The following is a 20,516-nucleotide window of genomic DNA, read 5'->3' as shown; positions in this document are numbered from 1 at the left end:
AAGGACGATCTCTCCACCTGGGTTGCGGACCTTGATGCGCGCGTCCACGCCCATTCGTTACGTTCTGTCCGCTCCGCCGGCGGCACCCAGCCGCACCCTGTGACGCTGGAGGTCGACCTCGGTGACCTTCACCGTGATCAGCTCACCTTCGTCGACGAACTGATCCGGGGTCTCGACCGGCTCGTCAGTCAGCTCTGAGAGGTGAAGGAACCCCACAACGTCGGGAGCGAGCTGCACGAACACACCAAAGGGAACGACCTTGATGACCGGCCCGGTGAGAATCCGGCCGACCTGATCCGCGAACCGAATGAGTGGATCTTCCTGCAGAGCCTTCAAGGAGAGCGTGACCTGTCCGGAGCGCGTCTCGGCAATGATCACCTCAGCGGTGATCCGCTGGCCGGCTTCGACTGCCTCGGAGGGGTGGTGGATCCAGCCCCACGTCAGGTCCGGCACCCGGATGAAGCCGGTGCACAGGCCGTCCGGTTCGCCATCGACGTGAACGAAGACTCCGAAGTTGTGAACCGCGGAGACTGTCCCAGCGACGACCTGCCCTCGCTCGAAGGCGAGGAGAAAGGATCGCAAGGCCGGAATCTCGCACGCCCTGGCGGAGAGGCGAAGCTGACCTTCGCGCCAACGCCCGATCTCTTCGGCGTTGATCTCCTGGCCGACCTCAAACAGCTCGGACGGATGCTCCATCCGACGCATCGACGCCTCGTGTCGAGGAATCCGACCGATCTCGGCCCCTCCGCCGACATCCACAAACTCCACCAGGATGTCCGCTCCGTCAAACCCGATGACCTTCACCGTTCTCACGGCCCCCGGCCAGAGCTGGTTGATCAAGGACTGCATACGGGGGTCAGGAGCCGGCTCGGACATGGCGGTGAGCCTAGTCGGCGCCGACCGCACTGGTTCCAACTCTCCCGGCCAGCTGCCGACCAGCGTGTCACGGCCCACCACTGCGTCCCGGACGAAGTGCTGCTGTCAGGCCGGTACTGAAGCTCGCTTCGTACAACAGGAGTTGGCACTGGCGATGACGGTCTCCACACCCCAAGCTGATCAGGTATCGCCGACGGGGCGCAGTACACGTCCTGCTCTCAGGCCAACACGATTTCCAACTGTGTTGGTGGGATGCGGGGCGGTGTGCAGGGGCGTTCACCTGCGTTCATGGACGGACGGCCCGTACGTCGTGTCCGGCGTGAGGTCGCCTGTGAACGGCCGTGAACCGGGCTGAATGAGACGGAAACTGAGGCGGGCGCCCCCGCCCTCCGGCACCACCGACCGGGGGTGAAGTCCCCTACTTGCCTTCTCGATGTCCTCGGCGAATCCCACGCCGGGCCGACCGGCTGCGTCGTCCGACCGGCCAGATCGATGGTCGAACAGCCTCGTCCCACGACAGGATGCCGTCATGCGCCACGCTGACGAAGAGTCCGAGCTGCTCAAGTTGACCCGCCGCTACGTCACGCCCGGCCAGCGGTACCTCAAACTCGGTGGCGGTCTTCTCTGGATGAGTGGACGTGAGCGCGCCAAATTCACGCGGAAGTTGGGAAAGGCTGCCAGTGACATCAGCCCCCGGGAACTGGGGATCCTGCTCAACGGAGGATGGCGCGAACGCACGACGGCAGCTTGGCTCATCGCCGTTGTCGACCGAGCCGAGTTCCGCGAACGCCTCGGCGAACTACTACTCGACAGCGAAGTACCCTTCGCGGGGGAGGCATACTGCGTCGCACTTGCCACCTTCGGCGCCCCTGCCGACGCCGACCTCCTGGTCGCCTACCTCGACCGCTACCTGCCCCGCCCCGACCTCGACTACGACCAGGCAGCTGCCCTCGGCGCGCTCTTGTTGCTCGACGTCAGGCTCGGCGCCAGCCAGGCGGCCCGGTTCCTCGTTTCAGACGGCCTCTGGCAGCAGTGGGTCGAAGGACCGCCGACCAAGGGCTACGACGCTCCCGATAGTTACCGCGAGTTCATCGGTCAACTTTGCGTAGTCGCTGATGCGAGCGCCAGAATCTGCACAGCAAGGAGCCGATGACCCTTGGCGCGGAGACACCTGATCCGTCCGCACCACGAGGGTGGTCACCCCCAGTACCTTCACCTCGGGAAGCTTGAGTCTCCTAGGCGAGTTGGGCGTCTGAACTGTGAGGGAGCGATCTGACGGCTCCTCGGGCGCGGATAGCTCGCTGTCCCCCGACGTTCCCTGCCCAACCTGGCACGCATCTGGCACGAGCAACTGCCGGGGTCTAGTGGGAACTGCTCAGGACGCCGGCCGTGCGCCACGGGGCTGAATGAGACGGAAACTGAGACGGCAGAGGCGATGGGCTGTCCCGGTCCGCCAGGTCGCGAATCATGAGCAGTTCAGGATCCAGGAAGCTACTTCTCTGACGCAAGCGCGAGCGGTTGCCCGGCGGCTGGTCGGCGGGCGTGGGCGAGGGCGGGGCGCTGCTGTCGGGCGGCGAGCGGCAGCGCGTCTCCATCGCCCGCGCGCTGCTGAAGGACGCGCCGATCGTGCTGCTCGACGAGGTCACTTCGGCCCTGGACCCGGTCAACGAGGCGGCCGTGCACGCCGGCATCGCGGAGCTGATGGCGGGCCGGACCGTGGTGCTGGTGGCGCACCGCATGAGGACCGTGCGCCGGGCCGACCGCGTCGCCTTCCTGGACGCCGGGCGGGTGGTGGAACAGGGCAGCCACGAGGAGTTGTTGCGGCGCGCCGGCCGGTACGCCGCGTACTGGGACCTGTCCCTGGCGGGGGCGGCGCGGGACTGAGACGGCCTTGCACGTTGTCGCCCCGGCCGCGCAGGGCCTCGGTTGAGATGGCAGAACGGGCCGCCGGGGTTCCGAAAAGGCACCCGACGACCCGTTCTCGCATATATGCCCACGTTGTAGGCCGGGCTCGTCCTTCCTGCGCGGACGCGTGGTGCGCCTTCAGGAGGGCTACCCTGCGGCGGTTTACTCGGCCTGTGAGCCATCCCCAGGAGGGGCGCAGGTTCAGCCGGCGGCGGACAACATCGCGCCCAGCAGCGCGGGTGCGATGACCAGCCCCGATGCGCGGGCCACGGTCGTGTTTCCGAGCCTCTCGGGCATCCGGCGCACCGCAAAGGCCGCGACCAGGGCGAGCGGAAAGACCACCAGGGCGGCCTCGTCGAGGCCGACACCGTGACCGGACAGGCGTCCGACACCGGTCATCGCCGCCACTCCGACGAGCAGCGCGAGCAGCACCGACCCCGCTCCGAACCACCGGCCCTCGAGGTTCTCGACGACTTTGCCGAAGCTTGCTCCGGAGAGCTTCATCCGCACCGAACTCATCAAGGCCGCGCCCAGCACGCCGAACCCGGCGACGAGGAAGGTCCACTGGAGGGACGTAGCGACGGTCTGCATGGCGCGTCTCCTTTCCTCAGAGCTGGCTTACCAGCAGTTCTTGACGACCTGGTCCACGCCCAGGATCTCCATCGCGATCGCGCCCATGCCGGTTCCGGACTCCTCGAAGACCTCCATGATCGCCTTCTTGAAGCTCTTCTTGCCGCGCTTCTTCTTGTCCCGGATCTTCTTGACGACCTTCTTGATGCCGCCGAGCTTGTCGATGGCCTTCTTGACCTTGTAGATCTTCCCGATGGCCAGGAGGTTCGAGCCCACGGCCAGCAGAATTCCCCGGGCGCAGCCGCCGGCGTTGAACTTCATTGGCTGGACGCGGCCCTCGCCCGCCGTCTCCCCGAGGCGCGTCTGAAGCCACTGCTCGGTGGCTTCCTGCCCCTGCTCAAGCACCTCTTCCGGGATCTCGCTGACGATTTGGAGTGCCTCCTCCAGACCGTTGAAGGCCGCCTCTTCCTCCAGGTTCTCCAGCGCTTCGAGGCCGGTTTCCACCTCGGCAGCCGCACTCACCGTCGACATCGCCGGGGCTTCGCGCTCGGTTGCCGTGGCACTCGCCAGCGGCGCCGCCACCCCCAGCGCCACAGCCCCTGCGGTGAGTGCGGCGATATCGCGGAGCCTCTTGTTCCACTGGCTGTTCCCTTTGGTCGAACGGGTTCCAGCCATGGATGACGTAGTCACGTCGTCGTTCCCCTGTTTCTGATGCTGTTGTTGATCAACAGTTGGTCAGATGCGTGTCACGCCGTATGAGCGAACCGTGGGTCAGACGGTCGCAGTGATCGGCTCGACATGTAGACCTTGTAGTGAACATGCCTCTCCAGCAACGGTTTTGAGGAAGTCCTGAGCAAGGGGGACAGGGGGCAGGGGAGTTCGCTTGGCTCCCTTGGCACGGGCAGGCTGCGGTTGGAGACCTACTGGCTCTGCCGGGCTCTGCGATCCGTTGAAGAGCCCTTCCGTCAGGAACGGTGAGAACGTCCCGCCGGGGTCCCCTGTCCAACCCTGCATGAGCCGCTGGGGTCTCCGGGAACCTTGAGTCAGAGGAGGTGGTCGGCGCCGCCGACCCCGATCGAGCTGGGGACGCCGAGGCGGCGGCCGGCTGGGTTGCACCACTCGACGTGCTGCCCCTCGGTGTCCATCGCGCCATTGCCGTTGCGGGAGGTATCCATGACAACGCCCGTTCCGGGAACGCCGAGACGGGTGAGTCCCGTGGTGATCTCGGTGGCGTAGGCGCAGCAGACGTCAACCGCGTCGAAGTTGGCGATGTTGACCGCGAAGCCTTGTACGTGCGCGATGCCGCCCGCTTGTCCGGTCCCGGTAGATGCTTGCCACTTCGGTCCTAGCTGATTGCCAGTGGCCGTGGTCGTCCATCGGATCGGGTATGGGCATGGAGTGCAGAGGCCGTGCAGGCTTCCATACGCTGAGAACTGCCGTCGTCAGTTCCCCTGCGAGCTTTTGCCCGCTCTCGCCTTCGGGCGGGAGCGGGCATCTCGTCGTGTCCGGGGTCAGTGAGCGCCGGTCTGTCGCCGAACGCCAGCGAGCGCCTTCCCCCAGGGATACGCCTGCGGGTTCCCCCGCTTCGGAGGGTGCGACTGGTATCCGTCCGGGCCATCGAGGACCAGAATGCCCTGCTCGCGCAGGACAGCAATTGACCGGGCCACTGCTGGCTGCGCGCCCTGAGCCTGGTTGAAGTAGGGCATCGCTACGACTGGCACGCTCATGTGCACCGCTTCCGACGGGATACCGATGGCGACGGTGTCCGAGATGCCGGCCCCCCACTTGTTCAACGTGGTGCACGACATCGGCGCGACCAGCATCGCGTCGGCCTTCGGTAGGGCGTCCTTCTCCCACGGCAGCTTGTACCGCGACCGAACAGGGTGCCCGGTCAGCTCGACGAGTTCCTCCATGCGCGGCTCCCACCAGGCCGCTGCGGACGGGGTGAGGATGAGGCACACGTCCCAGCCGTCGGCCTGCGCGGCGCGGACGCCGTCGTCAATGTGCTGGGTCGGGCCGGCGGCGCAGGCGATGAGGTAGAGCACTTGGGTCATGCCCGCAGTCCACAATGCCCGGCGAGCGTGCGCAAGGCCGGTCCGGGGTCCCGGGGCACGCGGACCACGTCCTTGACGAGGTTCACCGTCTCCGGGCGTCCGCGCACCTCCTCGGGTGCCAGCTCGTCGGCCTGGAGCAGGGCTGCTGCGGCGGCGCCCTTGCGTCGGGTCAGCAGCGAGGCGCGCGCGAGGGCGACCCGGTGTCCGGCCTGCCGCTCCCGGGTCATCCCAGCGAGCGCTTCGGGCCTTGCATTTTCTGCGGCTTCGAGCGCGGACCATCCGTCCTCGAAGCGGAGCAGCACGTCCATCCGGTGCAAGGTGACGTTCGTCGGCCCGAACTGGGTGTAGTCCTCGTCCAGGTCGGCGCCCTGCCGCGCGGCCACGTCCCCGGCCTCGGCCACGTACCCGCCCGCCGCCGCCACGCGCCCGGGGGTCCGCTCCTGGGAGGACTCGGCGAGCGCGGCGGACAGGTACAGCATTCCGAGGGTGGACAGGCCGAGCGCCCCGTCGACTGCTGCGGCCGGACGCTGTTGGTAGACGAGGCTCTTCGCGACCCGCCGGGCCGCCGCGCCCATCTGCACCGGGTCACCGGACCGCTCGGCGGCGACCAGCGCCCGGTCAGCGGCGAGCGCGGCCGGGATCGCCGTCGCCGCACCGTACTTGTGCAGGTACGAGGTGACGAGCTGGTACACGCGGGAGAGCAGCGCGTGCGCCTCACCCTGCTCGCCGACGGGCGCCGCGTGCACCGCCCGCCCGGCATCCCCGATCAGTGCGGGCAAGTCCCGGGAGAGCGCAGCGTAGTGGCAGGCCTGGAAAGCCACGCAGCAGTAGTCGAGGCGACGTTGCAGAACATCCCGCGGGGGCACGTCGTCGTCGCGGTCGGGGCCGTACAGGGCGTCGATGACGCGGAGGGCCTCAGCGGGAGGGGCGCTGTCTGCGGGCTGCTGGGGCGCAGTGTCGGTCAAGAGCTGCTCCAGGGGGACGCGGAGGATCTCGGCCGCGCGAACCAGTACCGAAAGCCGCGGGTCTTGTTGGCGCTTGCCGCCTTCGATGTCCTGCACCCAGCGTTTCGTCTGGCCCATGAGGTGGCCGAAGTCCGACTGGGTGTAGCCGCGCTCGGCTCGCCAGTAGGCGATGCGCCGGCCGATGCCTGAAGTGTCCATCCCAGCGCCCCCGTACAAGGCACGCACTTTGCGTGCCCGCCTCTGTTGTACCGCGCCCTACGGTCCCATGTGTGAGGTGGACCACATGCGACTGGGGAGGCGCGAGCATGAACAGCGATCACAGCCATCTGGCCTTTCGGCCGATCGAGGCTGCGCCCGGCGTGCTCATTCACTCCACCGCTGACCGGCGGTTGGCCTCGGAGCACTGGCTGTTGGCAACACTTCCGGCACCGAGCCGTGACCGCGCCCGGCTGGAATGGGACCAGCACCAGGTGACGCTGCTGCCGCTGGGCACCCTGTTCTCCGCTGTGCGGATCCCCGGCCGCCTCCTCGTCGCCCTCACCGGCATCACCGAAGACCCCGAGCTGGACCAGTTCCTGCGCGAGACCCTCGACGGCGGCCCGGTCATCTGCGATCCGTACTTCCGCCGGTACTACGCCCTGGTCCCCGCGAGCATGCCCAGAACCTGGCACCAGGCCCTCGACGACTGGCGGGTCATGGACGTGGACTGCCTGGGCCGCGGCAGCTACCTCGGCGTGCCGAGGGTGGACGCCGTGCAATGGACGCGTCCCCGGGCCACCTACTGGTCGGCGCCTTTGGACTCGCCCTCGACGCTGTGCTCGCCCGTCGAGGTCGCCCGCGTGATCGCTGCCGGACGGCACTGCATGCCCGCGGAGCCGGAGGCATGAGCGGCCGCGAGTATCCGTCGTCCGTCGACGCCCCCTGGGCCGCCGCGTTCGAGCGCCTGGCGGACCACTGCATGACGTGCCCGACGTGCACGGCCGCTGACGACCAGGGCGCGAACCTTCGGCTGACGTGCCCGGAAGCCGTACGGCTGAGCAGGGAATGCCGGGACGCGCGCCGCGGCGCCTGACCCAAGGAGACTCCCGCCCCCGGCCCCAACCCTGGACAGGTCGAGCGCCGGGGCGGGCTCGTCAAGCAACCGAAGAAGAGAGGAAGAACTCTTGTTTGCTCACTCCGACCGGCTCCCGACCGGGACGCCTCTGCCGTCCGGCGCCGCCACGCCGTCCCCTTGGGGCGTGCGGCGCATGGCTCCGTATCCGGCGATGACGTCGGGCTACGCCCGCGTCGAGCTCGACCGAACCACCCAGACGGCTCGCTACTTCGACGCCGACGGCCATGTGCTGGAGATGGGGAAGCACGGCACCAGCAGTGGCACGAACCCGGCGACCAACACCGGTAACCCGTCAGACGGCTCCGGCGGCGGTGGCAGCGGCGGCGGTGACCAGGACACCGGGAACGACACCGACCAGTGAGCGATCTCGGTCCGGTGCTGGTCGTCACCAATCTGGACGACCCCACGGCCGGTGTGGTGATCAGTGAGCTGCACGACCGGGGTGTCCCGGTCGTGCGGTTCGACTCGGGGGACTTCCCCCACGCCCTGTCGGTCACGGCCACGATCACCTCGAACGGCGTGGAAGGAACGCTGTCCACGCCGTCACGGACCGCCGGCCTGACACAGGTCCGGTCCCTGTACTACCGCCGGCCTTCCGGCTTCAACTTCCCGCACCTGGACGAGCAGGATGCCCGGTTCGCGGTCGCTCAGGCCCGCTACGGTCTGGGGGGAGTCCTCGCGTCGCTTCCTGCCTGCCTGTACGTCAACCACCCGCACCGCATTGGGGACGCCGAGTTCAAACCGTCCGGCCTGGCCGCCGCTGCGGCTGCGGGGTTCCATCTCCCGCCGACGGTCATCACCTCGGACCCGGATGTTGCGCGGTCGTTCATCAAGCAGCACGCATCCGTGATCTACAAGCCTCTGTCGGCGCCGCTGTACCGCATCGACGGGGCTTCCTGCACCGTGGAGGTCGCCGAGGTGGTGGCCGATGACATCGATGAGGCCGTCTCCGGCACCGCGCACCTGTTCCAACAGCGGATCGAGAAGACCGCGGACGTACGCGTGACCGTCATCGGGGACCGGGTGTTCCCTGTCCGCATCGACTCGGACCTGTTGGACTGGCGCACCGACTACAGCCGTCTGCGCTACTCCGTGGTCAGCCCGCCGCCCGGCATCGTCGACGCCCTGCCCGCATACCTGGCCCGCTTCGGCCTCGTCTTCGGCGCTTTCGACTTCGCCATCGACGGCGAGGGGCGATGGTGGTTCCTGGAGTGCAACCCGTCCGGGCAGTGGTACTGGCTGGAACCGGAGACCGGCTTGCCGATGGTCGCGGCCATGGCCGACCTGCTGGAAAGGAAGATGCGTTGACGACCGTCATGGACTCCGCAGCCCATCGCCGTGCGCTGGCCGGCCGACTCGCCGACGGCGGCTTCCTGCGCACCCTGCCATGGCGCGCGGCTGTCGAAACCGTGCCCCGCCATGAGTTCCTGCGCGGCGGTTTCTTCGATCAGGTCGAAGGCTCCGCACCGACCGCCTGGCGCCCGGTCCTGCCCGACACCGCCGGCTGGCTGGAGCGCTGCTATGCGGATGAGTCTCTGGTCACTCAGATCGCCGGGACCGTCGTGCCGGACGACATCCGCGGTGAGATCCTGCGCACCCCCACATCGTCCAGCACCATGCCGAGCCTGGTCCTGCGGATGCTGGAGGAGCTCCAGGTCGACAACGGCAACCGGGTGCTGGAGATCGGCACCGGCACCGGATACTCGACCGGGCTGCTGTGCCACCGACTCGGAGACGAGTGGGTGACGTCGGTGGAGGTGGACGCGGAGGTATCCAGCAGGGCGAGTGCTGCCCTGGGTTCCTGCGGCTACTTCCCCGAGTTGGTTGTCGGTGACGGCCTCGCCGGGCACAAGGACGGGGCCCCGTACGACCGGCTGGTCGCCACCTGCGGGGTGCTGGAGGTGCCGCACACCTGGATCGAGCAGACCGCACCGGGCGGAGTCATCCTGGCCACCCTGTGCGGGTGGCTGTATGCCTCGGAGTTGGCCCGGCTCACTGCCGACGACGACGGGGTGGCCCACGGCAGACTGCTCGGGGGCAGATCTCCTTCATGCTCGCCCGGCCGCAGCTGCCGCCCCCGCTCGGCATGCTCCCCGACCTCGACGACGGCAAGGAACGCGAGACCGTCACCGGGGCCGACGTGCTGAACAACTGGAGCGCACGCTTCGTCACGCAGCTCGCCGTGCCGGGCGCCCAACGGCTGACGATGCAGCGGGACGGGCGCACTGAGAACGTCATGGTTGACGTCGGCTCCGGTTCGTGGGCCGCGGTGTACGAGGACGGCGGCCGGTGGCTGGTCCGGCAGGGCGGGCCGGAGGCGCTGTGGGACCGCGTGGAAGAACAGCTCGGCCGCTGGCGCACCGCCGGTGCACCGGAGCTGGAGGAGTTCACCGTCACCGTTACCCCGGAGGGCCAGACGATTCGCTGGTAGCCGAAGGGAGCGGAGCTCTCGCCCGCCCCGTTGAAGTCAGAAGTGCGTGTCAAAGGCCCCGGACCAAGATCGGTCCGGGGCCTTTTGGCTGGTGCCCCCGGCAGGATTCGAACCTGCGACACCCGCTTTAGGAGTTTTCCCTGGATGAGGCTGTGACCTGCGGAGATGTCGGCTGCGGGGTGTCTGGCCTGGGAAAACACCCCTCCGTGGTTCTCGCGTGTTCACGGGACTTCCCGTCCTTATATGTGCTGAATCCGTTCTGCGCGGCACCGCCCTGTGGGCATCGACTGGTCGTGCAGACAGGGCCACTGACAGCCCGTCCGGTTCTGGTAGAAGATCGCGTTCTATACGGGAGAACCGCACGCTACTAGGCTCGGTTTTCGGCAAGCGCCGGGTTCTGGGTGGGGGTGTCGGTCGGGGCCGGGATGTCCTTCCCGGCGTTCTCCGGCGCGCCGAACCAGGCCACCGCGACCGCGCCCGAGACCGCCAGGACGAAGCCGGTCACCGCCAGCCAGGCGAAGCCGGGGCGTGAGGCGTCCCCCAGCCACCAGACGCCGATCATGCCGGGCAGCACGGTCTCGCCGACCACCAGCGCCGCCGTCGCCCCGTTCACCGAGCCGATCTGCAGCGCGACGGTGTGCAGGTACATGCCGCCGATTCCGGCGACGAGAATGGCGTACAGGGCCGGGTCGGTGAGCAGCGTGCCCAGGTCGAACGGATCGATCCCGTTCAGCACTCGCACTCCCACGCCGAGCGCGCCGAAGCCGAGACCGGAGAGCAGACCGGCCAGGATCGCGGCCCGGGCGCCGAGCAGCCGGACCAGGACCGTGCCGCCCGCCATCAGCAGCAGTGAGATCGTGAGGAGCCACCAGTGGGTGGTGATCGGCGTGTGCCCGCTGCCCTCAGGGCCCGCCGCGCTCGCGAGCAGCACCAGCGCCGAGCAGACGACTGCGATCGAGGCCCGCTCCGCCCGGGTCAGCAGGATGCCGAGCAGCTTGACGCTCAGGACGGCCGTGATGATGAGGTTGGCACTGATGACCGTCTGGGAGAGGAACAGCGGCAGCAGACGGGCGGCGAGCGCGCCGAGCCCGAAGCCGACGAAGTCCAGGACTGTGCCGACGACGAACTCCCAGGTCATCGCGGCCTGGGCGGTGGAGGAGAGGCTGGGGCCGCCATACGCGGTGACCTGCCCGGTGGTGTGCCCGGCGGCGGCCGCCTCGCGGCGGGCCGACTTGCGGGAGCCGACGGCCTGGAGGACGGAGCCCGTGCCGTAACAAATCGAGGCCGCAACGGCGGTCAGGAGTCCTATGAGCACCGAGCACTCCGTTCAGGGGGTGGTTCCTGGCTGTTCTCCCTGCCAGACGAGGCATCGGCCGCTCGCGTTGCGCGGACCGGGTCTGAGTCGAGACGGACGTGAAGAAGGCCGTCCGGCATCCCGCACAGGACGCGGCGTAACGATCAAGCGGAAACACCGAGCCGGCGGTCGAGCAAGAAGGCCACGCCGGCCTGGCAGCCGGATCTGTTGGGTGCGGACTCTCCGAACGGGCTTGAGCTTGGTGTTCGCCATGCTGTGGAACCTACTGACAGCCAAAGCCACGGCTACGACGAACAGCGCGCCCACTCTGTGGAGGTGAACGCGCTGGTCAGACACTGTGCCCCCCGGCAGGATTCGAACCTGCGACACCCGCTTTAGGAGTGGGATTGGATCTTTGCCGGGTGGTGCGTGGCCGTGCCGCGTAGCGCTGTTCTGCCTGATCAGCGCTATGCGGTACGGGGAGGAGAACCAGCATGTGACGGCTGGTCCCACGCCGTCCGCTCACGCATCGCTCACGCGTGTGGGAGGTTCTCACCTGCGACCGAGGGGCGTATCTTGGCGCGCCACGGGGGAGGGCGAAGGCGGACGAGCACGCTGTCGGCAATAGCGTCGTCGGCGAGCTGGGCGGGTTCGTCGCGGGGCGCGCTTGCTGAACGGGTCGACGAGACCCTCTCTGGCCTCGGCGTGCACCCGGCCCCGACCTCTCCCGCCGCCCAGGCGGTCCTGCGCCTCGCACTAACCCGACTGCCCGGGGAAGGGCCCCGGGCTGGAGGACCTACCGGGCTTGGCTGCGTTCGGGCAGTAGTGACGTGCCGCTGCCCGAACCTGCGAGCGGGGTCGTCGACGACCGCGTTCAGCAGGCAGCGGTGACGGCGTCGGTCCGCAGGGGCGCGGCCGTCTTCGCGGTGATCTCGTCGAGGGGGATGCCGGGTGCGGTCTCGACGATGGCGAGGCCGTCGGGTGTGATGTCGAGGACGCCGAGGTCGGTGATGATGCGGTGGACGCACCGTTCGCCGGTGAGCGGCAGGGTGCACTCGGTCAAAATCTTCGGGCTGCCGTCCTTGGCGGTGTGCTCCATCAGGACGATGACCCGGCGGGCGCCGTGGACCAGGTCCATCGCCCCGCCCATGCCCTTGACCATCTTTCCGGGGATCATCCAGTTGGCCAGGTCACCGCGTGCCGACACCTGCATGGCGCCCAGCACCGCCGTGTCGATGTGACCGCCGCGGATCATGCCGAAGGACAGGGCCGAGTCGAAGAAGGACGCGCCGGGCAGGACGGTGACGGTCTCCTTGCCCGCGTTGATGAGATCCGGGTCGACCTCGTCCTCCCTCGGATACGGGCCGGTGCCGAGGATGCCGTTCTCCGAGTGCAGCACCACATGCACGCCGGGTGGGAGGTAGCCGGGGATGAGGGTGGGCAGGCCGATGCCGAGGTTGACGTAGGAGCCGTCGGTGAGTTCGGCGGCGGCGCGGGCGGCCATCTGGTCGCGGGTCCAGCCCCGGTGCGTGTCCATCGTCGTGCTCATGCTCGTACCGTCCTCTTCTCGATCTGTTTGTCAGCGGCCTGAGCGGGGGTGAGCTCCACGATCCGCTGGACGAAGACGCCGGGGACGTGGACGGCGTCCGGGCTCAGCTCGCCCGGTTCCACGAGCTCTTCGACCTCGGCGATCGTGATCCGGCCGGCCATCGCCGCGAGCGGGTTGAAGTTGGCCGCGGCGCGGCGGAAGACCAGATTGCCGTGCCGGTCCCCCCGCCAGGCCCGGACGAGGGCGAAGTCGGTGGTGATGGCGTGCTCCAGGACGTGTGGTCGGCCGTGGAAGTCGCGGGTCTCCTTGGGCGGGGAGGCCACGGCGACCGAGCCGTCCGCCGCGTGCCTCCACGGCAGACCGCCGTTCGCGACCTGGGTGCCCACACCGGCCGGGGTGTAGAACGCGGGGATACCCGCGCCGCCGGCGCGCAGCCGTTCGGCCAGTGTGCCCTGCGGCACCAGCTCCACCTCCAGCTCGCCCGACAGGTACTGGCGGGCGAACTCCTTGTTCTCGCCCACGTAACTGCCCGTCACGCGGGCGATCCGGCCGGCGGCGAGCAGCACGCCCAGCCCGCGGCCGTCCACGCCGCAGTTGTTCGACACGACCTCCAGGCCGGTGGCGCCCTGCGTGTGGAGGGCTTGGATGAGCACCTCGGGGATGCCGCTGAGGCCGAACCCGCCGACGCCGAGTGACGCGCCGTCGGGGATGTCGGCGACCGCCTCCGTGGCGCTCGAACAGACCTTGTCCATGGGTGAGAGGGCCTTTCTGCTCCTGCTAGGTGCCTACGGCGTCCGAGATGGACTTGACGCCGCCGTGCGCGGTGAGTCCGCCGTCGACCGGGATCTCGGCGCCGGTGATGAAGGACGACTCGTCGGACAGGAGGAAGACCACGAGCGGGGCGACCTCGTCCACCGTGCCGGTGCGGCCGAGAGGTGTCTCGCAGATGTTCGCCTCGCGGAAGGCGGGCGCGGCGGAGGTGGTCATCTCGGTCTCGATGAAGCCGGGGTGGATCGTGTTGACCCGGATGCCGCGCGAGCCGAGCTCCGTGGCCGCGGTCCTCGACAGGCCGCGCAGCGCCCATTTGCTGGTCGTGTAGGCGACCGGGTAGTGGGCGGTGAGAGCGGCGGTGGAACCGACGTTGACGATGGACGAGCCGGGCGGCATCAGCGGCGTCAGGTGCTGGATGGCAAGGAGCGGGCCGGTGACGTTGACGGCGTGGACACGGGCGAAGTCGTCGGGGGTCACATCGTCCAGGCGGGCGCGCCAGGTGATGCCCGCGTTGTTGACCAGGCCGTGCACCTGGCCGTACGACTCCCTCAGTTCGGCGGCCAGCTCCGCCCAGTGCTCCTCGTCGGTGATGTCGAGGCGGCGGCAGCCGGGGGCCTCGGTCACGTCGGTGGCGATGACGCGGGCGCCCTCGCGGGTCAGAGCCTCGGCCTCGGCGGCGCCCTGGCCGCGCGCGGCGCCGGTGACGACGACCACCTTGCCGAGGAGCCTCTTGGGGCGCAGGTCGTTCACGGCCGCTCCCGGCTGCGGCGGCGGGCGGTCGGCAGTGGCTCCGGATTCCTGCCCGCGACCACGGTGTTGGAGACGGTGCCGATGCCCTCCACGGTGAGGGTGACGATGTCTCCCGGCTTCAGTGGGGGCGGGGACTGCTCGCCCCGGACGCCCCACAGCTCGGCGAGGCAGCCGCCGTTGCCGCAGGTGCCGGAGCCGAGCACGTCGCCGGGGCGGACGACGGTGCCCCGCGAGGCGTAGGCGACCATCTCCTCGAAGGTCCAGCTCATGTTGGACAGCAGGTCCTTGCCGACGACCGCGCCGTTCACCGAGGCGGTCAGCGCCAGGCGCAGAAGGCCGTCGGTGTCGCGGTACGGCTCCAGCTCGTCGGCGGTGACCAGGTACGGGCCGAGGGTGGCGGCCGTGTCCTTGCCCTTGCACGGGCCGAGGCTGACCTGCATCTCGCGGTACTGCAGGTCGCGGGCCGACCAGTCGTTGAAGACCGTGTAGCCGATGATGTGGTCCCGTGCCTGTTCTGGCGTCAGGTCCCGCCCCTCCCGGCCGATGACGGCGGCGACCTCCAGCTCGAAGTCGAGGACTTCGCTGCCCGGCGGCACTGGGACGTCGTCGTGGGCGCCGATGACGGCGTACGGGTTGGTGAAGTAGAACGTCGGGGCGTCGTACCAGGCTTCGGGCACCCCGTCGACGCCGTTCACGGACCGCCGTACCCCTTCGACGTGTTCCTCGAAGGTGACGAAGTCCCGCACGGTGGGCGGCTGAAGCGGTGGCAGCAGCCGCACCTCGGAGACATGAGGGCCCGGCGGGACGTCGAGCGTGGCGGCGCCGGCGCGCAGGAGCGCGTCGAGTCCGTCGCCGGAGCTGATCAGCTCCGTGAGCGAGCGCGCGCCGGGAACAGGGTGGAGGGTGCCGTCCTCCTCGACGACGGCGACCCGGCGCTGGTGTCGGTGTTCATAGGTGGCGAAACGCATGCATGGCTCCAGGCTCCGGCGGTCTTCGACAGCGGTGGGAACCGGGGACGCGGCAAGGGCGTCAGGGCGGTGACAGGGCCACCGCGTCCCCGGGGTTCGAGGGGGTCAGACCGGCGGGGCGACGAAACAGCCGCGGTCGACGTCGTTGAAGGACTCCTTGGCGACCAGTTCGTTCATGGGGTTGGCGGTGCCCCACTGGTCGGCGACCTCGGGCTCGGAGAGGTCATAGACATGGGGGTGCCAGGTGTCCTCGTCCAGCAGCTCCAACTCCGTCGTGTACTCGACGGTGTTGCCGTGCGGGTCCAGGAAGTACGTGAAGGTGTTGTCGCCCGCCAGGTGCCGGCCCGGGCCCCAGACCTTCTTGAACCCGGCCCGCAGCACGCGGCCGGAGCCGCGCATGTACTCGTCCAGGCCACGCATCTCGAAGGACACGTGGTGCAGGGAGGTGTGCGGGCCCTTGGCGATGGCCATGGAGTGGTGCTGGCTGGAGATCCGCATGAAGTGCATGACGTCACCGACGTACGGCGAGCTGAGCGTGTCGGAGTGGCGGAAGCCGAGGTGGGTCTCGTACCACTCACGGGTCCTGTCGAGGTCCGGCGAGTTCAGCACGACGTGCGACAGCTTGACCGGGATCGACTCCTTCTCCTCGATCTTGCGGTGCTGCCGTACGTCCACATCGGCGGACACTTCGATGGTGCGGCCGTCGACGTCGAAGAAGCGGAAGCCGTACCCGCCACCGGGTGTGTCGATCTTGCCCGGCTGGGAGATCAACTGCACGCCTCCCGCGAGGAGTTGTTCGGCGAGGGTGTCCACGTCCGCCGCGCTCGCGGCGCCGTACGAGACGAGATCGAGACGCTTCTCGTCGGCCTTGCGCAGCCGTACCACGTACTGCTCGGGGCTGCCCTCGGCGGCGAGGAAGGAGATCCCGGAGTCCTCGGCGACCTTGGTCAGGCCCCAGACACCGGCGTAGAAGTCGAGCTGCTTGTCGTAGTCGGGCACGGCGAGGTCGACGTGCCGCAGATGGGTGAGCAGGCGTGCGCTCATGGCGGGTTCTCCTGTGCGGGGGTCAGGTGAGGCGCAGCAGCGTTGTCGCGTTGCCACCGCGCACTGCGTGGAAGTCGTCGTCGGGCAGGCGTGCGGCGCGCAGCGCGTCGACCGGGTCCTCGGTGCCCATGTCGAAGGGGAAGTCGGAGCCGAGCAGCACCCGGTCGGCGCCGACCGCGCCGATCAGTGCCCGCAGTACCTGCGGGTCGTGGACCAGGGAGTCGAAGTACAGGCGTTTGAGGTAGCTGCTGGGGAGGTGGGCGCAGCCCGCGCCCGCGTCGGAGCGGGCCGACCAGGCGTGGTCGGAGCGGCCGATGTGGGTGGGCAGGTAGCCGCCCCCGTGCGCGGCGATCAGCTTCAGTTCCGGGTGCCGGTCCAGCACCCCGGAGAAGATCAAGTGCGAGAGGGCGACGGCGTTCTCGGTGGGCTGGCCGACGGTGTTGGACAGGTACCACTGGTCGAGACGCTCGTCGAGCGTGCAGCCGAAGGGGTGCAGGAAGAGGATCGCGCCCGTCTCCTCGGCCCGGGTCCAGAAGGGTTCGTACGCGGGGTCGGACAGCTCCCGGCCGGGCGCGTGTGAAGAGATCTCGACGCCCAACAGGCCCATACCCATGGCGAGTTCGAGCGCGCGCACGGCCTGCTCCGGGTGCTGCAGGGGGGCGAGGCCCAGACCGTGCAGTCGGCCGGGCGCCTGGGCGCAGTGCGCGGCCGTGGCCTCGTTGGCCACGCGGTACACCTTCTCCGCCGTCTCCTCGTCCGCCCAGTAGTGATAGTGCGAGGGCGACGGGCTGACCAGCTGGACGTCCACACCCTGCGCGTCCATCGCGGCCAGTCGTACGGCCACGTCCGTCAGCCGCGGGATGCGCTCGGCGACCATGGGGCCGCTGACGGCCTGGGCCGCGGGCCCGTTGCGGCGGGCGTCGAGGGCCTTGGCCTCCGCCAGGCCCGGCAGGCCGGCCACCAGGGCCTCGACCTCGGGGATCAGGACGTGCGCGTGTACGTCGACGGTCGGGGAACAGCGCGCGTCACCGCTCGACGAGGGACGGCGGTCGGGCTGGGGGTGCCTCCCAGCGGGATCGGAGGGAGGGAGGGACGTCACGGCAGCTCCTTGAGCGCGGTCATGGTGGCGTCCATCAGCCCGGGCACGTCACCGCGTACGCCGTCGAGTTGCCACTGCCCGATCTGCACGGACGCTTCGACGACCAACCGGACCCGATCGATTCGCCGCTCGTAGTAGCGCCTGAGCAGGTCCTCGTCCCACGCGGAACCGCTGGTCAGCAGCTGGGACAGCACCCAGGCGTCCTCCAGGGCCATCGCCGCGCCCTGAGCCAACGTGGGCGGGCAGCAGTGCGCGGCGTCGCCGACGAGGACGACCCGGCCCCGGTGCCAGGACCCCTCGACCAGCATCCGTTCGAACCAGGTGTAGTTCACCTGCGCCGGGTCGGTGATCGATTCACGGATCTCGTCCCAGGCGCCGCCGTAGCCCTCAGAGAGGCGGCGCATCTCCTCCGCGTAGGTCTCGGGTGGGATCGTGGCACGGTCGCGGCTGGGTTCCACCAGGTAGGCGTAGATCGTGTCCTCGCTGGTGGGCGTGTAGCCGGCGATGTAGCAGGGCCCGCCGTGGGAGAGGTGGCTGTGCTCCACGCCGGTCGGGCGGGGCGCCGGGACACGCCAGATGGCCATGCCGGTCGGCTCGGGTTTGGCGTCGATACCGATGGCGGCGCGGGTCGTGGAGTGCAGGCCGTCGGCGGCCACGACGAGGTCGTAGCGGCCCTCGGTGCCGTCACTGAGGCGGACGGTCGCTGACGTGTCGTCCTGGGTGAGGATCTCGGCGGTGGTGCCGAGCCGGACGTTCGCGCCGGATGCCCGGACGGCGTCGACAAGGATGCGTTGGAGCACCGGGCGCTGCATGCCCATGGTGGCGGGGAGGTCGTCTTCGCCGGTGCGGACGGTTTCGCTGACGTGGAGCACGGTGCCGTCAGGCGTCGTCAGCCCCAGGGAGTCGCAGCCGTGGCCGTGTGCGCGGACCTCGTCCCAGACGCCGGCCTCGCGCAGTACGCGCAGGGCGTTGCCCTGAAGGGTGATGCCGGAGCCACGTACGTTCCAGTCGTCCTTGACCTCGACGAGGTCGACGTTGATGCCCGCCCGCCGCAGCAGCACGGTCATGACGTTGCCGGAGGTGCCCCCTCCGATGACCAGGACTCTCTTTCCTTCCATGGTCAACTCCTTTGTTGGGAAGGTCACTTGACGGCGACGGGATTGACGGGGGAGCCGACGGCTCCGGTGATGGGCAGGGGTGCGGCGGTGAGCCAGAACGCGTACAGGCCGTCGCGGGCGCAGTCGTCCGCGAGGGCGTCGGGATCCCACATCTCGCCGATCAGCAGGCCCATGTTGGGGATGACGACCTGGTGCAGCGGCTGGAAGGCGCCGTCGAACTCGTTCGGCCGCACCTCGAAGCCCCAGGTGTCGGTGGCGATCGCGGCGATCTCGCTCGCGTGCAGCCAGCCGGCGGTGGTGAAGGACAGACCGGGAGAGTCTCCGCCCGCGTACTCGCCCCATCCCTCGCGGCGGGCGCGCGTCAGCCGCCCGGTCCGGACGACGACGATGTCCCCGCGGCCGACGGCCACGCCGTGCGCCTCGGCCGTCGCGGTCAGGTGTTCCTCGGTGATCGCGAACCCGTCCGGCAGTTCTCCGCGTCCGTCGCCGATCACGCGGCCGACATCGAGGAGGACTCCGCGCCCGGCGACGTACGGCGCCATGTGCTCGATGCCGGTGACCAGATCGCCGTCGGAGGTGACGACCTTCTCGGCCGCCCGCCCGTTCCACGCCTTGCCGTGGTCGAAGATGTGCCCGAGCCCGTCCCACTGGGTGGAGCACTGCAGGGGCATCGCGATCACGTCGTCGGCGCCGCCGATGCCGTGCGGGAAGCCCTGGTTGCCCAGCGCCGCGTCCGTGCCCGTGTCCAGCATGGTGTGGACGGGGTTGGTGCGGCGGCGCCAGCCCTTCTGCGGGCCGTTCATGTCGAACCGCTGCGACAGCGAGAAGCTGACGCCCCGGCGGACCAGTGCCGCGCCCTCGCGGCGCTTGGCCTCGTCGAGGAAGTTCAGCGTGCCGAGGACGTCGTCCTCGCCCCAACGCCCCCAGTTGGAGCACCGCTTGGCGGCCTCGGCGATCGCGCCCTCGGCGTCCGCGGGGTCGAGCAGGGCCGTCACGACGCGGTCCCCTCGGCGACGCAGCGGGTGCGCTGCACGCCCAGCCCGGTGATGGAGCCCTCCATGACGTCGCCGTCGCGCAACAGCCGTCCCCAGTGCATGCCGTTGCCGGCCGGGCTGCCGGTGAGCACCAGGTCGCCGGGCAGCAGCCGGGAGGTCTGGGAGATGTACGACACCAGCCGCGCGATGCCGAAGAGCATGTCCTCGGTGGACTCGTCCTGCATCGTCTCGCCGTTGAGCTTCAGCGTGACCCGCAGGTCACCCGGGTCGGCGATCGACTCGGCGGGCACGATCCACGGGCCGAGCGGGGTGAAACCCGGAGCGTTCTTGCAGCGCAGCCAGTCGGTGCCGATGGCCTTCATGTCCGGGCGGAAGACGGTGGCGCGGTCGGTGAGGTCGTTGGCGATGGTGTAGCCGGCCACGTACTCCAGGGCCTCCTCGACCGTCACCCGGTGGGCGGGCCTGGCGATGACTGCTGCCAACTCCAGCTCCCAGTCCGGCTGTTCGGCCCAGTCCGGAAGTACGACGTCGTCGAAGGGGCCGGTGATCGCGCTCGGCAGACCGGTGAACACGTACGGCAGGTCCTCGGCCGCCCGCTGGTCCATGACCGCGGCGACCTCCGCGCGTGCCTCCTCCACGGTGCGAGGGTCGTCGGGGGCGCGGTGGGCGACCGCCAGGTCGATCACGTGCTGCCGGTAGTTGGCGCCGGACTGGAAGACCTGGCGGGGCTCGACCGGCGCGTGCGCCCGCAGGTGCTCCAGCGGTCGCCAGTCGGCCGTCTCGTCGGCCGCGAGCTCGTGCAGGCGAGGGAGCATCTCGTCCCAGCGATCGAGGATCCCCCGGATCGTCAGGGCCGGATCTCCGAGGGCCGTGCGAAGATCCAGCACGCGCCCCCCGGGGATCACAAGACCGGGGAAAGACGCCTGGTCCGGGGCGGAGAGAACGCCAAGGGCGAAGGGTCCGGAGAAGGACGCGGAAGCGGCTGCGGGTTTCACGGGAATGTCCTCCAGATT

General features: G+C 69.4%; 23 protein-coding genes and 1 pseudogene. 8 read left to right on the top strand and 16 right to left on the bottom strand.

The annotated features are described in order from the left end of the window. Positions 1–57 precede the first annotated feature (57 nt). Positions 58–876, bottom strand: a complete 819-nt coding sequence (locus ACQEV8_RS18620) for a S1 RNA-binding domain-containing protein (RefSeq protein ID WP_432961621.1) — start codon at positions 874–876, stop codon at positions 58–60. A 529-nt stretch (positions 877–1,405) separates the two neighbouring features. Between ACQEV8_RS18620 and ACQEV8_RS18615 the strand changes: the two genes are divergently transcribed. Further along, positions 1,406–2,029 carry a DUF6000 family protein gene (locus tag ACQEV8_RS18615; protein ID WP_432961619.1) on the top strand — a complete coding sequence of 208 codons (624 nt, stop codon included), beginning with the start codon at positions 1,406–1,408 and terminating at the stop codon, positions 2,027–2,029. Positions 2,030–2,388: 359 nt separating this feature from the next. Continuing rightward, positions 2,389–2,760, top strand: a pseudogene (locus ACQEV8_RS18610) (ATP-binding cassette domain-containing protein); the annotation flags it as partial. 222 nt (positions 2,761–2,982) lie between these two features. Here the strand turns inward: ACQEV8_RS18610 and ACQEV8_RS18605 are convergent. The 5 genes from ACQEV8_RS18605 to ACQEV8_RS18585 all read right to left on the bottom strand — a co-directional run bounded on the left by ACQEV8_RS18605 (position 2,983) and on the right by ACQEV8_RS18585 (position 6,568). Next, the gene (locus ACQEV8_RS18605; RefSeq protein WP_432961617.1) at positions 2,983–3,372 is read right to left on the bottom strand and encodes a hypothetical protein; all 390 of its coding nucleotides are present in this window, start codon (positions 3,370–3,372) and stop codon (positions 2,983–2,985) included. Positions 3,373–3,399: 27 nt separating this feature from the next. Next, positions 3,400–4,026, bottom strand: a complete 627-nt coding sequence (locus tag ACQEV8_RS18600) for a hypothetical protein (RefSeq protein ID WP_432961615.1) — start codon at positions 4,024–4,026, stop codon at positions 3,400–3,402. A 368-nt stretch (positions 4,027–4,394) separates the two neighbouring features. Continuing rightward, entirely contained in the window at positions 4,395–4,733 is a 339-nt protein-coding gene (locus ACQEV8_RS18595; protein ID WP_432972788.1) for a glycoside hydrolase family 6 protein, read from the bottom strand. Positions 4,734–4,862: 129 nt separating this feature from the next. Beyond that, positions 4,863–5,405: a flavoprotein gene (locus ACQEV8_RS18590; protein ID WP_432961613.1), complete on the bottom strand. Its 543-nt coding sequence runs from the start codon at positions 5,403–5,405 to the stop codon at positions 4,863–4,865. Then, positions 5,402–6,568: a helix-turn-helix domain-containing protein gene (locus ACQEV8_RS18585; protein ID WP_432961611.1), complete on the bottom strand. Its 1,167-nt coding sequence runs from the start codon at positions 6,566–6,568 to the stop codon at positions 5,402–5,404. The genes ACQEV8_RS18590 and ACQEV8_RS18585 overlap by 4 nt, the downstream gene beginning before the upstream one ends. 107 nt (positions 6,569–6,675) lie before the next feature. Between ACQEV8_RS18585 and ACQEV8_RS18580 the strand changes: the two genes are divergently transcribed. The 6 genes from ACQEV8_RS18580 to ACQEV8_RS18555 all read left to right on the top strand — a co-directional run bounded on the left by ACQEV8_RS18580 (position 6,676) and on the right by ACQEV8_RS18555 (position 9,915). Further along, positions 6,676–7,257 (top strand): hypothetical protein, encoded by a 582-nt coding sequence (locus tag ACQEV8_RS18580; RefSeq protein WP_432961610.1) that lies wholly within the window; start codon positions 6,676–6,678, stop codon positions 7,255–7,257. Further along, a complete protein-coding gene (locus ACQEV8_RS18575; protein ID WP_432961609.1) occupies positions 7,254–7,442 on the top strand; it encodes a hypothetical protein in 189 nt (62 codons plus the stop codon). The genes ACQEV8_RS18580 and ACQEV8_RS18575 overlap by 4 nt, the downstream gene beginning before the upstream one ends. A gap of 91 nt (positions 7,443–7,533) precedes the next feature. Further along, a complete protein-coding gene (gene tgmA, locus ACQEV8_RS18570) occupies positions 7,534–7,845 on the top strand; it encodes a putative ATP-grasp-modified RiPP (protein WP_432961607.1) in 312 nt (103 codons plus the stop codon). After that, the gene (tgmB, locus tag ACQEV8_RS18565) at positions 7,842–8,792 is read left to right on the top strand and encodes an ATP-grasp ribosomal peptide maturase (protein ID WP_432961605.1); all 951 of its coding nucleotides are present in this window, start codon (positions 7,842–7,844) and stop codon (positions 8,790–8,792) included. Before tgmA ends, tgmB begins: the two co-directional genes overlap by 4 nt. Further along, on the top strand, positions 8,789–9,631 hold the full coding sequence (locus ACQEV8_RS18560; protein ID WP_432961603.1) for a hypothetical protein: 843 nt from the start codon (positions 8,789–8,791) through the stop codon (positions 9,629–9,631). Before tgmB ends, ACQEV8_RS18560 begins: the two co-directional genes overlap by 4 nt. Further along, on the top strand, positions 9,571–9,915 hold the full coding sequence (locus ACQEV8_RS18555; RefSeq protein ID WP_432961601.1) for a hypothetical protein: 345 nt from the start codon (positions 9,571–9,573) through the stop codon (positions 9,913–9,915). The genes ACQEV8_RS18560 and ACQEV8_RS18555 overlap by 61 nt, the downstream gene beginning before the upstream one ends. A gap of 367 nt (positions 9,916–10,282) precedes the next feature. On the opposite strand, the gene ACQEV8_RS18550 is transcribed toward ACQEV8_RS18555, so the two are convergent. The 10 genes from ACQEV8_RS18550 to ACQEV8_RS18505 all read right to left on the bottom strand — a co-directional run bounded on the left by ACQEV8_RS18550 (position 10,283) and on the right by ACQEV8_RS18505 (position 20,498). Further along, positions 10,283–11,230, bottom strand: coding sequence for a hypothetical protein (locus ACQEV8_RS18550; protein WP_432961599.1), 948 nt, complete (start codon positions 11,228–11,230; stop codon positions 10,283–10,285). Between the two features lie 853 nt (positions 11,231–12,083). Beyond that, the gene (locus ACQEV8_RS18545) at positions 12,084–12,758 is read right to left on the bottom strand and encodes a CoA transferase subunit B (protein WP_432961597.1); all 675 of its coding nucleotides are present in this window, start codon (positions 12,756–12,758) and stop codon (positions 12,084–12,086) included. Then, positions 12,755–13,510: a CoA transferase subunit A gene (locus ACQEV8_RS18540; protein WP_432961595.1), complete on the bottom strand. Its 756-nt coding sequence runs from the start codon at positions 13,508–13,510 to the stop codon at positions 12,755–12,757. Before ACQEV8_RS18540 ends, ACQEV8_RS18545 begins: the two co-directional genes overlap by 4 nt. Positions 13,511–13,535: 25 nt before the next feature. Then, positions 13,536–14,279, bottom strand: a complete 744-nt coding sequence (locus ACQEV8_RS18535; protein ID WP_432961593.1) for an SDR family NAD(P)-dependent oxidoreductase — start codon at positions 14,277–14,279, stop codon at positions 13,536–13,538. Then, the gene (locus tag ACQEV8_RS18530) at positions 14,276–15,247 is read right to left on the bottom strand and encodes a fumarylacetoacetate hydrolase family protein (RefSeq protein WP_432961591.1); all 972 of its coding nucleotides are present in this window, start codon (positions 15,245–15,247) and stop codon (positions 14,276–14,278) included. The genes ACQEV8_RS18535 and ACQEV8_RS18530 overlap by 4 nt, the downstream gene beginning before the upstream one ends. Before the next feature lie 105 nt (positions 15,248–15,352). Then, complete coding sequence (locus tag ACQEV8_RS18525; RefSeq protein WP_432961590.1) at positions 15,353–16,291, bottom strand: VOC family protein; 939 nt, start codon at positions 16,289–16,291, stop codon at positions 15,353–15,355. A 22-nt stretch (positions 16,292–16,313) separates the two neighbouring features. Next, positions 16,314–17,390, bottom strand: coding sequence for an amidohydrolase family protein (locus ACQEV8_RS18520; protein ID WP_432961588.1), 1,077 nt, complete (start codon positions 17,388–17,390; stop codon positions 16,314–16,316). Next, the gene (locus ACQEV8_RS18515) at positions 17,387–18,508 is read right to left on the bottom strand and encodes an FAD-dependent oxidoreductase (RefSeq protein ID WP_432961586.1); all 1,122 of its coding nucleotides are present in this window, start codon (positions 18,506–18,508) and stop codon (positions 17,387–17,389) included. The genes ACQEV8_RS18520 and ACQEV8_RS18515 overlap by 4 nt, the downstream gene beginning before the upstream one ends. A 23-nt stretch (positions 18,509–18,531) precedes the next feature. Continuing rightward, on the bottom strand, positions 18,532–19,503 hold the full coding sequence (locus ACQEV8_RS18510; RefSeq protein WP_432961585.1) for a cyclase family protein: 972 nt from the start codon (positions 19,501–19,503) through the stop codon (positions 18,532–18,534). Next, on the bottom strand, positions 19,500–20,498 hold the full coding sequence (locus tag ACQEV8_RS18505) for a fumarylacetoacetate hydrolase family protein (RefSeq protein WP_432961584.1): 999 nt from the start codon (positions 20,496–20,498) through the stop codon (positions 19,500–19,502). The genes ACQEV8_RS18510 and ACQEV8_RS18505 overlap by 4 nt, the downstream gene beginning before the upstream one ends. Positions 20,499–20,516: the final 18 nt, after the last annotated feature.

Origin of the sequence: Streptomyces sp. CA-179760, assembly GCF_050937045.1 — a bacterium.
Taxonomy (GTDB): Bacteria; Actinomycetota; Actinomycetes; order Streptomycetales; family Streptomycetaceae; genus Streptomyces.
The sequence above is the reverse complement of the archived record's forward strand: the minus strand, read 5'-3'. Positions and strand labels throughout refer to the sequence as shown.

Excerpts from the sequence above, each read along its gene's own strand:
- ACQEV8_RS18585 (WP_432961611.1), bottom strand. The coding sequence starts at position 6,568 with ATGGACACTTCAGGCATCGGCCGGCGCATCGCCTACTGGCGAGCCGAG.
- ACQEV8_RS18600 (WP_432961615.1), bottom strand. The coding sequence starts at position 4,026 with ATGGCTGGAACCCGTTCGACCAAAGGGAACAGCCAGTGGAACAAGAGG.
- ACQEV8_RS18555 (WP_432961601.1), top strand. The coding sequence starts at position 9,571 with ATGCTCCCCGACCTCGACGACGGCAAGGAACGCGAGACCGTCACCGGG.
- ACQEV8_RS18530 (WP_432961591.1), bottom strand. The coding sequence starts at position 15,247 with ATGCGTTTCGCCACCTATGAACACCGACACCAGCGCCGGGTCGCCGTC.
- ACQEV8_RS18605 (WP_432961617.1), bottom strand. The coding sequence starts at position 3,372 with ATGCAGACCGTCGCTACGTCCCTCCAGTGGACCTTCCTCGTCGCCGGG.
- ACQEV8_RS18525 (WP_432961590.1), bottom strand. The coding sequence starts at position 16,291 with ATGAGCGCACGCCTGCTCACCCATCTGCGGCACGTCGACCTCGCCGTG.
- ACQEV8_RS18580 (WP_432961610.1), top strand. The coding sequence starts at position 6,676 with ATGAACAGCGATCACAGCCATCTGGCCTTTCGGCCGATCGAGGCTGCG.
- ACQEV8_RS18620 (WP_432961621.1), bottom strand. The coding sequence starts at position 876 with ATGTCCGAGCCGGCTCCTGACCCCCGTATGCAGTCCTTGATCAACCAG.
- ACQEV8_RS18545 (WP_432961597.1), bottom strand. The coding sequence starts at position 12,758 with ATGAGCACGACGATGGACACGCACCGGGGCTGGACCCGCGACCAGATG.
- ACQEV8_RS18515 (WP_432961586.1), bottom strand. The coding sequence starts at position 18,508 with ATGGAAGGAAAGAGAGTCCTGGTCATCGGAGGGGGCACCTCCGGCAAC.
- ACQEV8_RS18590 (WP_432961613.1), bottom strand. The coding sequence starts at position 5,405 with ATGACCCAAGTGCTCTACCTCATCGCCTGCGCCGCCGGCCCGACCCAG.
- ACQEV8_RS18575 (WP_432961609.1), top strand. The coding sequence starts at position 7,254 with ATGAGCGGCCGCGAGTATCCGTCGTCCGTCGACGCCCCCTGGGCCGCC.
- ACQEV8_RS18615 (WP_432961619.1), top strand. The coding sequence starts at position 1,406 with ATGCGCCACGCTGACGAAGAGTCCGAGCTGCTCAAGTTGACCCGCCGC.
- ACQEV8_RS18540 (WP_432961595.1), bottom strand. The coding sequence starts at position 13,510 with ATGGACAAGGTCTGTTCGAGCGCCACGGAGGCGGTCGCCGACATCCCC.